Annotated in this window: 13 protein-coding genes; 9 read left to right on the forward strand and 4 right to left on the reverse strand. The window is 59.2% G+C overall.

The genetic code is table 11. The annotated features are described in order from the left end of the window. The first annotated feature begins 181 nt into the window (after window positions 1–181). Window positions 182–358, forward strand: coding sequence for a hypothetical protein (locus tag AC629_RS47030; protein WP_168195567.1), 177 nt, complete (start codon window positions 182–184; stop codon window positions 356–358). A gap of 298 nt (window positions 359–656) precedes the next feature. Here AC629_RS47030 and AC629_RS23000 read toward each other — a convergent pair whose 3' ends face one another. After that, window positions 657–1,586: a LysR family transcriptional regulator gene (locus AC629_RS23000; RefSeq protein WP_210419096.1), complete on the reverse strand. Its 930-nt coding sequence runs from the start codon at window positions 1,584–1,586 to the stop codon at window positions 657–659. Window positions 1,587–1,661: 75 nt separating this feature from the next. Here AC629_RS23000 and AC629_RS47035 point away from each other — a divergent pair, with 75 nt between their 5' ends. The 3 genes from AC629_RS47035 to AC629_RS23015 all read left to right on the forward strand — a co-directional run bounded on the left by AC629_RS47035 (window position 1,662) and on the right by AC629_RS23015 (window position 3,018). Next, window positions 1,662–1,832, forward strand: coding sequence for a globin family protein (locus AC629_RS47035; protein ID WP_168195568.1), 171 nt, complete (start codon window positions 1,662–1,664; stop codon window positions 1,830–1,832). A 40-nt stretch (window positions 1,833–1,872) separates the two neighbouring features. Next, window positions 1,873–2,214, forward strand: a complete 342-nt coding sequence (locus tag AC629_RS23010; protein WP_084807254.1) for an antibiotic biosynthesis monooxygenase family protein — start codon at window positions 1,873–1,875, stop codon at window positions 2,212–2,214. A 333-nt stretch (window positions 2,215–2,547) separates the two neighbouring features. After that, the gene (locus AC629_RS23015) at window positions 2,548–3,018 is read left to right on the forward strand and encodes a GNAT family N-acetyltransferase (protein WP_168195569.1); all 471 of its coding nucleotides are present in this window, start codon (window positions 2,548–2,550) and stop codon (window positions 3,016–3,018) included. 548 nt (window positions 3,019–3,566) lie between these two features. Here the strand turns inward: AC629_RS23015 and AC629_RS23020 are convergent. Next, window positions 3,567–5,303 carry a winged helix-turn-helix domain-containing protein gene (locus AC629_RS23020; RefSeq protein ID WP_168195570.1) on the reverse strand — a complete coding sequence of 579 codons (1,737 nt, stop codon included), beginning with the start codon at window positions 5,301–5,303 and terminating at the stop codon, window positions 3,567–3,569. A 356-nt stretch (window positions 5,304–5,659) separates the two neighbouring features. Between AC629_RS23020 and AC629_RS23025 the strand changes: the two genes are divergently transcribed. Continuing rightward, on the forward strand, window positions 5,660–6,871 hold the full coding sequence (locus AC629_RS23025) for an ABC transporter substrate-binding protein (RefSeq protein WP_084807264.1): 1,212 nt from the start codon (window positions 5,660–5,662) through the stop codon (window positions 6,869–6,871). A 54-nt stretch (window positions 6,872–6,925) separates the two neighbouring features. After that, complete coding sequence (locus AC629_RS23030) at window positions 6,926–8,332, forward strand: FAD-dependent oxidoreductase (protein ID WP_143199372.1); 1,407 nt, start codon at window positions 6,926–6,928, stop codon at window positions 8,330–8,332. A 633-nt stretch (window positions 8,333–8,965) separates the two neighbouring features. Here the strand turns inward: AC629_RS23030 and qatD are convergent. Both qatD and AC629_RS23040 read right to left on the reverse strand, forming a co-directional pair. Continuing rightward, complete coding sequence (qatD, locus tag AC629_RS23035) at window positions 8,966–9,703, reverse strand: Qat anti-phage system TatD family nuclease QatD (protein ID WP_084807258.1); 738 nt, start codon at window positions 9,701–9,703, stop codon at window positions 8,966–8,968. Continuing rightward, a complete protein-coding gene (locus AC629_RS23040) occupies window positions 9,700–10,227 on the reverse strand; it encodes a hypothetical protein (RefSeq protein WP_084807259.1) in 528 nt (175 codons plus the stop codon). Before AC629_RS23040 ends, qatD begins: the two co-directional genes overlap by 4 nt. A 522-nt stretch (window positions 10,228–10,749) precedes the next feature. Between AC629_RS23040 and AC629_RS23045 the strand changes: the two genes are divergently transcribed. From AC629_RS23045 to AC629_RS23060, 3 genes are all read left to right on the forward strand, one after another. Then, window positions 10,750–12,507, forward strand: a complete 1,758-nt coding sequence (locus AC629_RS23045; protein WP_084807260.1) for a hypothetical protein — start codon at window positions 10,750–10,752, stop codon at window positions 12,505–12,507. A gap of 188 nt (window positions 12,508–12,695) precedes the next feature. After that, a protein-coding gene (locus AC629_RS23055; protein WP_143199373.1) for an IS3 family transposase occupies window positions 12,696–13,885 on the forward strand; the annotation gives its coding sequence in 2 pieces (ribosomal slippage) (window positions 12,696–12,945 and window positions 12,945–13,885; 1,191 coding nt in all). A 32-nt stretch (window positions 13,886–13,917) separates the two neighbouring features. Continuing rightward, the gene (locus AC629_RS23060) at window positions 13,918–14,673 is read left to right on the forward strand and encodes a hypothetical protein (RefSeq protein WP_084807263.1); all 756 of its coding nucleotides are present in this window, start codon (window positions 13,918–13,920) and stop codon (window positions 14,671–14,673) included. The last annotated feature ends 309 nt before the right edge of the window (window positions 14,674–14,982 follow it).

The following is a 14,982-nucleotide window of genomic DNA, read 5'->3' on the forward strand; positions in this document are numbered from 1 at the left end:
CGCTCGCGATTCAGGTGCTCAACAATGAATCACAAGCGATTCATCCGATTCAAGATTCTTCGATCGAAGCCTCCCGCAATTGAATCAGGCGCTTGTGGGTAATTGAAAGGGTTGCCGAGACCTTACCGGTGACATTCCCCTCGAAGGATTTGTCTTCCTCCTCCAGCATGGGAGCGGTGTCATGAGCGGCCTTCGAGACATGCTGATCCGCGGCAGCGAGAAGGTTATCAGCCACTATCGCCTGCTGCTGGCGAGGGCGAAGACTGAGAAGGAGCGCGAACTTTACAGAAGTCGGATCGAATGCGAGCAGCGGCTGCTGGACGAGCTCCGTGACGGCTTGCCTAGGTTCGCGGCGTGACCGGCCGGGTTGGCGACGACCGCTTCGCGGCGTTCGACATCGTGCTGAAGCGGCGCAGACGCGGCAGGTGGAAGTGGTCTGTTCGCACGGCCGACGGGCGTGCTCTCATGTGCGGGTCGGAATGCAGTCGCGGCGCAGCGAGATACTAGGCGGAGCGCGCGCTCCTTCTCCTGCTTTGCGCCAGTGTGTAGATCGGCTCGGAAACATCACCCTCTAATATCGAAGGTATCAAGAACTTATCGTGCCGATCGGCGTCGGGACCCCACGCCGATTTACACCCTACGACTCGCGGCCGATCTCAGACTTTACTTTTGGCCCTCGTCCTGCCCGTCCGCTTGTTGCCGCTCACGAGCTGTTGCAAAGCCCGGATGTTCGGCGAGACCGCTCCCTTGCGCCAGATGAGAACGGTCTCGGCCCGGTTCTCGCCTGGCGGCAGCGCGTGGACCGACAGTCGCTTGCTATCGGGAAACGTACTTAAGACGCTGCGTGGCAACAGTGCCACGCCCGTGCCGGCGACGACGCAGCCCAGCAAGGCAGGATAGGAGCCAAGCTCGATCGTTCGCTCCGGCATCTCGCCACGCTTAGTGTACCAATCCTCCAGCCGTTTGCGATGCGGACAACCGTGCTCGAAAGCAATGATGGTACGTGGCATCGCACCCTTCTTGCCGACCGGTGGATGATCGGCAACCGCAACGATGACCGGCTCTTCCTCGAACGCGAAAGCCTTCTCAAACGGCTCGTCGGGGATGGGCTCGGCAACGAACGCAGCATCGAGTTCGCCAGCAAGAATTGCAGTACCCAGTTGCGTCGGATTTCCCGTGCGCAATTCCAAGACGACGTCGGGATATAGCCGGTGATATTCGGCGAGAGGTCCGGGGAGCCTGACGGCCGCCGTACTGTCCATGGCGCCAAGGCGAAAGACCCCGCGCGGGCGTGGGTCCTGCACCGCCATACGCGCCTCATCGGCTAACGCCAGCAGACGATCGGCATAATCGAGCAGCATTTGGCCAGCGGGCGCGAGATGAAGCCGCTTGCCTTCACGAATGAAAAGCGCAACGCCCAAATCCTCCTCGAGCCCCCGAATACGCGTGGTCACGTTGGACTGTACGCGATGCAGCCGCTCGGCGGCACGCGTCACACCGCCGTGCCGCACCACCATGCTGAAGATGCGGAGATCCGATAAGTCCATCCATCTCTCCACGAGAATAAAAACATCATTATTATTCATTTTATGTGATTTCGGTTCGCACGTAAAGCTTGCGCCGCCGGTCCCGGTAGCACGGCACAAACTATGGAGCAGGACATGGCCGACGGTGATGCATCCTACATTGGATCAATCGATCTCGAATCGCTGTCGCCCAAAGAGTGGGAAGCGCTCAAGCGGCGCATCATTCGCCGCGCGCATGCCGAGCGCGCTCAGGCGATCGGCGCGATGTTTTGCTGGTTGCCTGGTCGCCTACATCAGCCCCGCTGAATGCAACAAATTGGATCCGTCAGAATGAGGAGATAGACCAATGATCGTCACCATATTTCGATCCCGGCTCAATCCCGGTGTCGAGGATGAGTATCGCCCGATGGCAAAGCATATGAGCGAGCTGGCGAGGACGATTCCCGGCTACGTCTCCCACAAGGGTTTTGTCGCCGAAGACGGGGAGCGCGTGACGATCGTCGAATTCGAAACGGAGGAGGCCTTGCAGGAATGGCGTCTTCATCCTGAGCACGCCAAGGCGAAGCGGAGAGGCATCCAGAGCTTTTTCAGCGACTACAAATTCCAGATATGCACGGTCATTCGGGATCGCGTTTGGATGTGCACGCGCCGTCCTGCAAATTCGCAGCCCGTCCCTGATGTCGGGTGAAAGCGTGACGGGGCCGCGGTATATGGCTACGGCGAAAGAGTAGCGCCCACTTTATCGCCCGTGGCGCGCCGATTCAGTTAACCGTCGATACTGTTATGTCCACACATGGCCCTTCGCGTCATTTCGTTGCCACGCACTAGACTTAGTCGGTGTCGGGAAAAGCAGATCATCGAACGCCAGCCAAACCCGCAGGGTCGGTCGAGAATGACAAAGACGGCGTAAGTCCAAGGTTTGGGGCGCTGGACAGACGTCAGCTGCTTATCTATGCGACGTGCGTTCGAAATGTCACACAGCCTGAAGGTGTTCACGCGTCTAAAAGACGAAGGCCACGAGATGAGTATCGAGATCCATCACCTGCTCGACCACAAGCATCACATTCCGACCGTTGCGGCATGGCAGCAGGCGGAGTTTGGCTATCTGAGCCCCGACGGCACTTTGGAGCAACGTGCCGAGCGGCTGAGAGGCGCCAGCGATAAGGCGCGGCTGCCGATCTCCCTGGTGGCGATCTCAAACGACGAGGGCGATCTCGTCGGCTCGGCCAACATCGCCGCGACTACATTAACCCGCAAACATCTCACGCCCTGGCTGTCGTCGGTGTTTGTGCCACCGGAGCAACGAGGCAGAGGCATTGCCTCAAAGCTTGCGATGGCCGCGATCTCAGAAGCCGATCGCCTTGGGTTCGACAAGATCTATCTTTTCACGCCGAAGAACGAAGCCCTCTATGCGCGCCTTGGCTGGGAGACGTACGAGCATGCTGCGATCAACGGTGTCCCGGTTTGCCTGATGGCGAGAGCTACGCGATGAACTGAAGCAGACGGCGCTCCAGCGCCATCCAATGGCGGGTTGCTCCTCGCTGCCGAGGTTCAGCTTCTAGAGAAAACCGATCGAACTCCGGGGAGATCGTCGATGCGGTTGCACGGCTGGTTACCAAGGCCGTGTAGCCAAGCATGTCGGTTCATGGCCCATTGAGACATGCCGATTACGTCGCGGAGTGTCCGCTTTCAGAGGGTGACCCAGAAGACTTGCACGCATTGAGTTTTTTGCATGTTGATCCTTAGCTGACCTCGGGCCTGCGAGAGTGGACGCGCTGCCTCTGAAGTGGGCGGCCCTTGAAGGGCAAATGCGCCCACGTCCAAAACCAACACATGTCCAAGGAGCGAGAGCACGGCCGAACTATCCGGATGGCGACGCCCGCAGTCAACTGATCGCCGCAACACATTCCGTGAGCTTCTCACCTGGGTCTGATAAAGCAAGCCCGCTCCTGCAAGGGTCCCAGCGATCCTTTATGTGGACAAACTTGGATTCAAGATGACCGGGACGCGATCATTGAGAGATTTTGGAGACCGGGCTAGTCAAACGAGTCCTACCTCGCCGACGATCCGGCGAAAGCGAAGATCGTCCGCCAGCGGTTGAAATTTCGGATTGTTTAACAGCGAGATCATCATCACCGGCCGCTCGCCCAGGGCCTGCTCCAGCAGGACCAGTGCGTGGTCCGTTTCCCCCAGCGCGCAGTGAATCTCCGCTAGATAGAAGCTGGACACATAGCACTCGCCGGCCATGACGTGCAGCCGATCGAGATCGCGCCGTGCATCGCGTAACAGTCCCGCGCGGGCGAGGGCATGGCCGCGCCCCACAGTGCCATGCATATTCGCCCCCGGCATGGCAATCAGTGCGTCGAAGGTCGCAACTGCCTCATCGAAGCGGCCAGCCGCATCCAGCGCCAGGCCGAAGCGGAAGCGGGCGTAGGCCGAATCGGGGTTGATCGCGACCACGCTCTTCAACTGGGCGCAGGCTTCATCGAAACGGCCGGCCCAGTATAGGGTAGCCCCGACATTCACGTTGACGACGGTCGAGGTCGGGTCAAGCTCTCGCGCTGTCCGGATTTGCTCCAGTGCCTCGTCGTGCCGTCGCATCGCGCTCAAGCCGATGGCGTAATAGTGATGTGCCATCGAATTGCCCGGGGCCAGTTGCAGCGCGTAAACGATCGACTGCTCGGCCGCGCGAAAGGTCCAATCATAGCAGAAGCCGATAAAGGCGCCGATCGTAATGGCCTCGGGCAGGTTCGGCGCGATCGCAAGAGCCTCGCCGACCGCGGCCTTCGCCAAGGGCATCAATTCGATCGCGGGGCGGGAATCGCGAACCATGCTGGCCAGGCTGCGGAGCATGTAGGTCTCGGCGAGCGCGGAATGGCCGAGCGCAAATCGTGGATCACGATCCACGGACTCTTGCAGAAATGTGCCGGCTCGCGCGAGCGACTCGATGGTGCGCTGGCTGATCAGTGCGCGGGCCTGAAGGTAGAGTTCATAAGCTCGCGCATCGCTGGTCCTGATCCGTTCTGGAAAAACAAAATGCCGGAGCATGGGTGCCGCGGCGACCCGCTGGGCGATCGCGTCTTCCAGGTGAAAGATGTCGGCCCCATTATCGTCCACTTGTTCGGCCCAGACCGTCGCGCCGCTTGCCACGTCCAGGACCTGCACGGTCGTACGAAGTCTCTCGCCCTGCCGGCGGACATGGCCGGCGACGACAAGGTCGGCCTCAAGCGCCCGTCCCGCGTCAGCCAGCGGCACGGCGTCATCCCGGTAGTGCGCGACAGCGGTAGTGGGGCGGACGACCAGCGCCTTGGCCTGGCTCAATCGGGCAATCAGCGCATCGCTCAACCCGAGGGCCAGCAACGGGTCAGTCTCGGTACCCATTGTTTGAAACGGCAACACCGCGATCACTGTGCGCGCCTCGGCCGACGGCTCTGTCGGGGCTTCGATTCGCACCGCGCCGTCGAAACGATAGCCCTGGCGCGGGACGGTCACGATCGCGTCACCGTGGTCTCCCAGCAGCTTGCGGAGATCGGACACGATCCGCGCGAGGCTGTTTTCCCCGACCGTCGAATCCGGCCAGAGCCTGTCCAGGAGATTCGCCTTGCTCATCAGGGCGTCGCGGTTTGCCAGCAGTGTCACCAAGGCGTCGAAGGCGCGCGGATAGATGGGCAGCGCCGTGCCATCCCGCTCCAGCACGCGCCTGCGGCAATCGAGCCGGAATGGTCCGAAGACAAAGGCGGCCGGCGCCGATTTCAGAACTCCATCAGAGTTTTTCATGGCTGCTGCAAGACTTGGTCGTGCGCCTCGCCGATCATGCGGCATCTGGAGCGCAGCGGCAACACCATCGTTCTTTAAGGGGGTAGAATGCCATGAGCGAGCAGGCCATGCGAACCACCAACGGCTTTTGGACCAGACGAGAGGGCGAAGGAGGGACCGGCGCACAATGGCCCGTCTGCGCTGTCGTGCGACCGGCGGCGACGGAGCCGACGTCGCTGCGGTCCGGCGATCCAGCCTTCAATGCCTGGATGGGCTGGCCGCTGTTCCTTCGCGCGCTTTGCGGTGGAGTTGCTGGGCTGGCTGGTGGGGATCGGGCCGGCCGGTGTGGCATGCTCATCGCTTGGAGGCGGCGGGCGATGACACATAAGCTCGAGATCTTGCTAGGGACCGTCGTTCTCATTTGGGTCGGCTGCTCTTCGATCGCACAGGCGCAAGGGAAATACGGTCCCGGCGTGAGTGACGTTGAAATCAAGATCGGGCAGACGATGCCCTATAGCGGGCCGGTCTCGGCCCTGAGCGTGTTCGGGAAGAGTGAAGCCGCGTATTTCAGGATGATCAACGAGCGCGGCGGTATCAATGGTCGCCGTATCACGTTCATCTCGCTCGATGACAACTACAGTCCCGCAAAGACGATGGAGCAGACCCGTCGTCTGGTTGAGCAAGACAACGTGTTGGCCATCATGGGATCCCTCGGAACCGCGACTAATGCCGCGATTCAAAAGTACCTGAACTCGAACCACGTTCCCCATCTATTCATCCAGACGGTAGCCTCGCGCTGGAACGATCCCGGCCATTTCCCGTGGACGATGTCGCTGATCTATCCCGCGCGATCGGAAGCAGCCCTGGCCGCCCGCTACATCATGCAGGCAAACCCGTACGCGCATATTGCAGTGCTCTATCAAAACGACGACTTCGGCAGAGACTATGTTGCCGGCCTTGTGGAAGGATTGGGTCCGCAGGCGGGCAGCAGGATCGTTGCTAAGGCCTCATATGAGGTCACCGATCCAACGGTCGATTCACAGGTCGTGATGCTCCGATCTTCGGGCGCCGACACTATTTTCATCGCGGCAACTCCCAGATCTACTGCCCAGGCGCTTCGCAAGGTCTTTGAGGTCGGTTGGCACCCGACGCGTTTTGTCAGCCAGGCATCTTCGTCGGTTACGGACGTGCTTGCAGCTGTGGGCCTCGAAAAGTCCAAGGGGATTATGACGACGACGTCCTTCAAAACCGTCGGCGACCCGCAATGGGAAAATGATCCGGACTACCTTGCGTGGCTTGACTTCATGCGCGCCTATTACCCAGGCGGCGACACCAACGACAAGTTTGCATTCCTCGGCTATTCGAACGCCGCCCTGTTCGCCGAAGTGCTGCGTCGCTGCGGTGACGACCTGACGCGAGAGAACCTCTTGGCCGTGGCGACGCATCTGGCGGGCGTGCACTTGCCTGCGCTCTTGCCTGGTATCACCTTGAGCACAAGCCCCACCGATTATATTCCGATCAAGCAGATCCGACTGCAGCGCTTCGACGGCCATCGCTGGGTACTCTTGCCGGATCTCGACGAGAAATAGGCCGCGCCTGTTACCGACTTGAACTCGCCAAGCCCGACAACTGGGGGAGAAAGGATGAGCAAAGTCCTGGTCTGCGGCGGTGGCATGATTGGATTGTGCGCTGCGATCATGTTTGGTCGCGACGGCCACTGCGTCACGGTCCTGGAAGCTGACCCCGCAGATCGGCCTGGCGTCTCCATCGAGGGGTGGGATTCGTGGGAGCGCCCCGGAGTTGCCCAATTCAGGCAACCCCATAGTTTCCATTCGCGATTTCGAATGATCAGCGATCGCGAAATGCCTGGGCTGACAGATGACCTGCTTCGCGCGGGATGCGTTTGGGTTGACTTTCTCGATAGTCATTCTCTTCCCCAAACCATAACGGACAGGGTGCCGCGCCCTGGCGATGAAGCCATGCGCTGTATTGCCGGTCGGAGGCCGATCGTTGAATGGGTGGTGGCGGCCATGGCCCAAGCCGCACCAAACGTGATCATCCGTCGGGGGACCAAGGTGCGCGAGCTGATCACGGGCGCATCGGCCATTCCCGGCGTACCGCACGTCGCAGGCGTGCGCACGACATCTGGCGAAGAGATTCGTGCCGACCTGATCGTCGACGCCATGGGACGACAAAGCCGGGCTGGCGAATGGATCGCCGATGCGGGCGGCCGCAGTCCGATCGAAGAAGCCGAAGACTGCAACTTCGTCTATTTTACACGATATTTCTCGGGACATCGGCGGCCTCGCAGGACAGGACGCACGCTCACGCCGAAGGGCCTGTTCTCGATAGTTACGGCGTACGGGGACAACGACACCTGGTCGGTCACCTTGTTTACCTCGTCGACGAATAGGTCGATGCGAGCCTTGCGTGATACGACCACGTTCGATCGTGTGGTCTCCGCCTGCCCACAGCAAGCCCACTGGCTCGATGGCAAGCCGATCACACCCGTTCGCCTGTTGGCAGGGGTTCTCGACCGGTACCGGCGGTTTGTCGTCGACGGTCAACCCGTCATCACGGGGTTCGCCGCCGTCGGTGACGCATGGGCGTGCACCAATCCGTCCGCCGGGCGGGGCTTGAGCGTCGGTCTTCTGCACGCACAGGTGCTCCGAGACGTCGCTCGCCGGCACATCAACGATCCCGAAGCATTCTCCCGGGACTTCGATGCGGCGACCGAGCGCGAGGTCGGCCCGTTCTATCGAAACCAGATCGCTGCGGATCGCGCGCGGATCGCCGAGATGAACGCCCTGGAACAGGGCACGCGGGCACCGGCACCCAACCCGATCATGGCCAGGCTTCTTGTTGCTGCATCACGGGACGCAGATGTGTTCCGTGGCGTGCTTGAAATCGCAATGTGCGTTGCGCTGCCTCAGGAGGTCATCTCTAGGCCGCACATAGCTGCAAAACTGGCCGAATTGGACGGTCATGCGTTGCCGCCGGACCCCGGCATTATCGATCGACGTCGGATGGCGGCGCTACTGAACGGCTGATCTTTGCGAAGCCAGACCATCATTCCCGCGCGCGCACATCATGAGCTGCGCTAGATGAGGCCTGAACTATAGTTCCCCTGCCGACGGCGCTCGTCCAAGCGAACCACCGTGGTCGGCTCATGGCCCCTCAGGACCTGCGGACAGCCGATCGCAACGCTGCTGCTGCGTGCCGATCTGCAGTTGACGTTTAGCTCCGCCATTTCAAGGATTCACTTACCGTCCAGAGCCGAACGCACCATTGAAGCTTGCCTGCATCGCGGGCCAATTCCGGTACACATTTCTGGTACACATAACCCCGTAGTTGTCCGGAAATCCTTGTTTTTTTCTGCGGTTTTCGATCTGTTCGGAGGCCTGGGGCGAATCCCTCCCTCTCCGCCAGAGCCATGTTTCGGGAGATCTCAAGCCAACCCGATGTGGTCCACTCTGCTTCCCGCGGCAGCAGAGCACGCTCGCGCCGATTGGGCCAGAAAGAGATGTTGATGCCGATCGCCGGAAAGAAGCCGGCGAAGGAAGCGGCGGCGAAGAAGCCATCGGCAGGGGCGCGGCGGAAGTTGAGCGATGAAGTGCCATTTCTGTTGCCGCTAAGGAGTTTGCTCCCGAAATGGGTTGTGTGTCGGAGCCGGAGATTCGCCCTCAGCTTGTCAGTGTCTTCAGATTGCGGAGCACTACCTCGGCGCTTTGGTCGGGTGAGAGGCTCTTCGCAGCACCGAGCAGCATCAACGCCCGTCCGACGTCGCGCGGCCGGGCCGGGCTGCCGCCTTCCGACGTGAACGGGCCGTCCGTTTCCGTCAGGATTCGATCAACCGGCAGGGACGACACCAACGCCCGCCCGCGATCAGTCGCCAGCATCTGACTGTTGACGGAGAAATAGCACCCTAGGGCGGCGGCGCGCCTCGCATCGGAGATCGAACCCGTAAACCAATGAAACACGAACTTCGCCCGTCCTTGCGGGACTTCTTCTTCGATGAGGTCGAGAACCTTGGTCGCCGTTCTGACGCTGTGGATCGACAGGATTTTGTCGCCGGCCTCGGCGCAGCTGCGAAGAATGCGCCGGAAGACCTGCATCTGACGGTCCATCGATGAGAAGTAGCGGGGACCGGCGTCGAGTCCGACTTCGCCGACGTATCTCGTTTCCCCGAGCAGTTTTTCCCAGAGATCGATCTCTCGCCAACGTTCCGCGACCAGCTGCGGATGCATTCCCAGCGCGGCTCTGACGTATTTGGTCGACGAGGCCAACTTGTTGTTTCGTGGCCAGGCCTTCGGGGTTGTAGTGACGGCGAGCGTGAAGATTCGGAGCAGGTCGCTCTCGGCGACGAGCGCTTCGAAGTCGGGATACAGGTCGAGGTGGCAGTGAAAATCGACGAGTCTCATGCCGTCATCTCGGCTTCCGCCGCCGGTGAGAACGTCTTTACGTCGCGCAGCAATTCGCCGACCTCCGTAATGCCCCGCGAATAGACCCCGGCGAGCCCGTCGAGGTGGGCGATGTCCTCGAGCAGCGGTCCCGGTTTGTGGACCAGGACGCGGGCGAGATCGGGGCGACCAGCGAGGCGCGCCACGGCGTATTGGAACGCCCGCACCTGCTTGCCTTCCGCCGTCTGCGTACTCAACCGGTTCTGGTGGATGTCGACCCGATATCCGGTGGGATCGCTGCCTCGGCTCCATGCGTGATCGAAAGCGGCCTGGCGGATGATGCACGGGACGCAATGACCACAATGGGTATGCCGGCCCGCCGCCGATTTGACCCATCGGCCAGCGGCAGGGTGGGCGCAGGAGAGGGACTCGCCGGCGAGGTCCCGCAGCAGGTTCTGATTGAGACAGCGTTCCATCATCTCGCCCTTGGTCTTGTCCCAGTACCGGTTGATGATGACGCCGTCGATTCCGACCTGCGACAGCAATTCGTTCCAGCGACGCAGATAGAAGGGGTCTCTACCGCTTCATCAGCCGACCCTTCTATCGGCCCGTCGGCTTAGCGCCGGAGAAGGGAACGCAGGCCACGACGTCGCGCATCAATGAGACCATCGACGGCTCGGTTTTCGAGCGTTGCCGAGACCAGAGAGACTTCGAACGACATTCGAGGTCTCCCCTACAAGAATGGCTTTACGTCGTTCAAATCGAACAGGGCCGTGATCGTTACAAACGAAGACCCACCCGCCCTTTGCGCGAAAAAGGCCAGAAAGATCATCGTATACGCGCTGACCAAGTTAAAGCCGGGCAAAGATATGTCGGGCTGGTGTGGCCAGTTAACCTGGAATGTTGACGGCACAAATAATCATGAATCTGCGTGGTTTCATTTCAGAAATCGCGGTTCGAATCCCGCTGACTACTTCTTTTGCGAAGTCAGCGATAAATGTAACTAACCTCATTCTGCTTGGAGCGTGCCGAAGTGATGTAATCGATCAAGTAAAAGGAAAATCATAATGGCAAGCCAAAAAATAGCCGACCTCCTGGTGGGCGTCGAAAAACTGCCTCTGGAAAAAATCAATTCGGTTGGGGATGCATTTAAATCGAAAACCCTCAATTTGGTCAGCGATCTGGGTAAGGACGAAAAAACAGCCGGATCAAAGATCGACTCCGCCCTCGAAGGAGTCCAATTGGATGGCGACGTGAATAAGGCTGTAAAGGGCGAATTGCTGGCGGCTTGGCGTGCAGAAAATCCGAAGAAGGTGGCTGAGGACAACGGGACAGTCGACGCGGTCATCGACGGGACGAGTTGTAAGCAGGACGACAAGGATAAGGCCAAGGCCGCCTTGAAGAAAGCCAACCTGACCAAGGTCAGCGATCTCGGCGACAAGCCGACCACGGTCGAGGCGACAGCCAGGAAGAAACTGGCGGATTCCGGGGCGCGCGATAGCGCGATCGACATCATTGCAGCCGCGCTTGGGGCCGCAGTCAAGAAGACGGACAAAAACAAACCAAACAAGACGAAGGAAGGTACGGAGGTTCCGGACGGGCGAATCAACATTGCCAATGCGAAGTGGCCGGAATTCGCCGCAGAAAGAGACGGAAAGCTCACGGTGTTCAAGTTGCCGCAAGACTACGTGGCCAAGCGAGACAAGAAGTCACCTTGGTACAGCGCGGCTGATTTGGAGGACTGGCAGTGGCTGTACCTCGCGAACAAGGAGACGCTGACCAAAGCGTACGACATCAGAAACGCCTTGGACCCGGCGAACTATCCAATCGCGTTTGCCACGCGGCCCGCCTTCTACTGGGATCTCAGGGCCGGGTTCAGGAACGCGATTAGCGGGCCGGATGCAATCGATGAATCGTTGGTGGAGACGACGGTGGAGCAAAGCAGGCTTCACGCAAACATGATCATTGATCTGTCTGTATCTGGGAAATACAAATTTTGCTCTCAATCCGCGATGTCGAGCTACATCAAAGCGTCGGTCGACGCCCAGTATAAAAAGGATACAACGCTCCAGACTTACAGCAAAAGGGTTTATGTCAGTCTCCGTTGGACGCGGAAGAAGACTGAGCTTGTTTTGACAAACTGCCTATCTCTGTCGCCCGAACTTACCTACATATTGAAAGCTGCGTTTGAAAAATACGGAAAAGACAAAGTTCGAATAATCGAGGCGCTTGAGCTGATCTTCAGTGAATTCGGTCATTACGTGCCTCAGACCGTTACGCTTGGCGGCGTGCAACATTTCGAAGCGGAGATGATCAGCCAGGCAAAGCAGTCAACGGCTGACGTGAAGGAAAAGCTCAAAGCGGCGCTCGAGTTCAAATCCGGCGCCGGGGATGGCCATGCAAAAGTAGGGTACGACGCACAAAACGAGGAGGAAATCTCTGCCAAAGATCTCTGCGATCGATCTCAGATGGCGTGTAAGGGAGGGGATGACGGCTTGCTCGGCAATATCCCCGATTGGAAGCCGACGGTCGACAACTCCAAGACTTGGAGCGTAATCGAGAGAAGCGGATCGACTTCAATCATGGAGATTATTCGGCGGTCCGATTTCAGCCTTTATACTGCGATCGATAAAGCCATTCAGGACAAGCGTTTGACTGATTGGGGGCTTGACGATCCAAGAAAGTTGCCGACTGGCTGGGAGTTCCCCCCAATGCCGGTGGGACGGCCCTTCTCGCTTTGCAGCATGTTCGGTAAGGAAAAGGAACACGACCGTTCCTATGTCGTCGCCGCAACGGATGCATGCAGATTACAGTTTGCGGGATAGGACATTGCTACGTGCCGACGGTGCTTCGTCTGCTGCAGCCTTGACGGCAACTCAGGATAATATTGACTGGTTCAAGAAGCAGTGCTGGTTCATTCGAGACTGTACTCCGGCTGCTCCAACGCTGGTGACCTTGCCCCGCGGGCTTAATCCAGTTTGAAGTTCGCTCTGGCCCAAACGAGGACCAGAGCATGAAGCGCAGCCGCTTTTCGGAAGAACAGATCATCGGGATTTTGAAGGAGCACGAGGCCGGCGTCTCGGTCGCCGATCTGTGCCGCAAGCACGGCGTCAGCGACGCCAGCATTTACAAATGGAAAGCGAGGTTTGGTGGGATGGAGATCTCGGAAGCCAAGCGGCTAAGGACGCTGGAGGACGAGAATACGCGGCTGAAGCGCCTTTTGGCCGATGCCATGCTGGACAACGCGGCGCTGAAGGACCTGTTGGGAAAGAAGTGGTGACGCCCGCGGCCAAGCGGAAAGCTGTCGCGCATCTCAAGGGGGCCCACGGGATGAGCGAACGGCGGGCGTGTAAAGCCATCGGCTGTTGCCGCATGACCATCAGATACCTGACGAGCCGCGCGGATGATGTCGCCCTGCGCCAACGTATGAGGGCGATCGCCGAGGTGCGCCGTCGCTTCGGCTATCGACGCCTGCATGTTCTGCTCAAGCGGGAGGGCTACCTGGTCAACCACAAGAAGCTGTTCCGGCTCTACCGGGAAGAGAGGCTCGCGGTTCGTCGCCGTGGCGGCCGCAAGCGGGCGATCGGGACCCGGGCGCCGATGACGGTGCCGATGGCCCCCAACGATCGCTGGTCGCTCGACTTCGTGTCGGATCAGCTCACGGATGGCCGCCGCTTCCGCATCCTGACCGTGGTTGATGATTGCACGCGCGAGTGCCTGGCTCTGGTGGCTGACACCTCGCTCTCGGGCACTCGGGTGGCACGGGAACTGGATCGGCTGATGATCGAGCGCGGCAAGCCCAGGATGGTGGTGAGCGACAACGGCACCGAGCTCACCAGCAACGCCGTCCTGAGCTGGGCCGATCAGAGCCACGTCGCATGGCATTACATCGCGCCGGGCAAGCCCATGCAGAATGCCTTCATCGAGAGCTTCAACGGACGGCTGCGGGACGAACTGCTCAACGAGACGCTGTTCACGTCATTGGCCCAGGCCCGCGTCGCGCTCGGATGCTGGCAGGCCGATTACAACGACGCACGACCACACTCTCAGCTCGGATGGAAAACGCCGTCCGAGTTCGCCTTCACCTGCCATCCGCGACGGGATCTGGCGCTGCGCTATGCCGAAGGCTCCGCGCCAGCTCCCGTCGCTCCCACCGCCCAACCGGGCAAATCCAACCACCGGAGCGAACTCAGAACTGGATAAAACTTGGGGGCAAGGTCAACAGCGCCGAGTTTATGAGAGAGACAAAGGCGCACCCAGAAAACTTTTATGTTATTCACTATTCCTGTCAAAGTTTATATGATGACAATGAGGCTCTTTCCCCGCGCATCACATCGATAGCCATTACTCACTACGCAACAGAGCAGACGGTTAGTTTTTCAACTCATGCAGTAGCTGAAGAGCTCCGCATACCTCGCGAATTTGTTCGAGATCGTTTCGATGAGGTAGAGCGCGAATTGCTAAGAAGCTTCTACGCGTTTATACGCGACCGACGAGATAAATATTGGATTCATTGGAATATGCGAAACCTTACCTATGGTTTCGAGCACTTGGAGCATCGGTACAGGGTTCTGGGTGGTAATGATGCGCCTGTGATTCCGGTCGAACGAAGGTTGAATCTCAATGACCTGCTGGCCGATCGCTATGGTGGCGACTATGCATCTCATCCGAAGTTGAAATCACTGATGGAATTGAACGGAGGTATTCACCGGCATTTTTTAACTGGCGAAGAAGAGGTGCAGGCCTTTCAAAACAATGAATTCATAAGAATGCACAATTCGACTTTGAGCAAAGTTGGCTTCCTGCATTCTGCTATTCGTAAGCTTGTTTCCGGAAAGTTGCGCACAGCATCGCGCGGGTTTGGCATCGCGTTGGATCGAATTTTCGAGAGCCGCTACGCGAAAGCTATTGGACTATTCGCAACGGCAATCACCATCGGCGTCGGCATCTGGCAAATTTTTCTTTGGTTCAAGGAGACGATCCCGAAATAGGCTACCCTCGCAGCGAGGGCTTGCGCACACGCACACACGCTCTCTCTGGTCGTTGTGTCTCTGCGCTGCCGAAATTCGAGCATTGTTTATCAAGCCGTCATCGCGCCGCCTAAGCGGAAGCTGCCCGTCGGGCAAAACACCGCCACCCCGTCAATCCCTCCCCGCAAAAATATTCCACTTTACCGAAATTCGGAAATATCGTATGTGTCGCCCATCCCGGCTCACCCTTGAGGGGCGAACTTGTGTCGTCACGTTTCGCAGGGCCGGGCTTGCGGTGGACGCGGCAGCGTCGGGCGCGAGAGGCTAAGG

It is taken from the genome of Bradyrhizobium sp. NAS80.1 (assembly GCF_001908205.1).
Taxonomy (GTDB): domain Bacteria; phylum Pseudomonadota; class Alphaproteobacteria; order Rhizobiales; family Xanthobacteraceae; genus Bradyrhizobium.

Bases quoted from the DNA above. Each gene is read 5' to 3' on its own strand.
- AC629_RS47030 (WP_168195567.1), top strand. From the start codon at position 182: ATGAGCGGCCTTCGAGACATGCTGATCCGCGGCAGCGAGAAGGTTATC.
- AC629_RS23000 (WP_210419096.1), bottom strand. From the start codon at position 1,586: ATGAATAATAATGATGTTTTTATTCTCGTGGAGAGATGGATGGACTTA.
- AC629_RS47035 (WP_168195568.1), top strand. From the start codon at position 1,662: ATGGCCGACGGTGATGCATCCTACATTGGATCAATCGATCTCGAATCG.
- AC629_RS23010 (WP_084807254.1), top strand. From the start codon at position 1,873: ATGATCGTCACCATATTTCGATCCCGGCTCAATCCCGGTGTCGAGGAT.
- AC629_RS23015 (WP_168195569.1), top strand. From the start codon at position 2,548: ATGAGTATCGAGATCCATCACCTGCTCGACCACAAGCATCACATTCCG.
- AC629_RS23020 (WP_168195570.1), bottom strand. From the start codon at position 5,303: ATGAAAAACTCTGATGGAGTTCTGAAATCGGCGCCGGCCGCCTTTGTC.
- AC629_RS23025 (WP_084807264.1), top strand. From the start codon at position 5,660: ATGACACATAAGCTCGAGATCTTGCTAGGGACCGTCGTTCTCATTTGG.
- AC629_RS23030 (WP_143199372.1), top strand. From the start codon at position 6,926: ATGAGCAAAGTCCTGGTCTGCGGCGGTGGCATGATTGGATTGTGCGCT.
- qatD (WP_084807258.1), bottom strand. From the start codon at position 9,703: ATGAGACTCGTCGATTTTCACTGCCACCTCGACCTGTATCCCGACTTC.
- AC629_RS23045 (WP_084807260.1), top strand. From the start codon at position 10,750: ATGGCAAGCCAAAAAATAGCCGACCTCCTGGTGGGCGTCGAAAAACTG.
- AC629_RS23060 (WP_084807263.1), top strand. From the start codon at position 13,918: ATGAGAGAGACAAAGGCGCACCCAGAAAACTTTTATGTTATTCACTAT.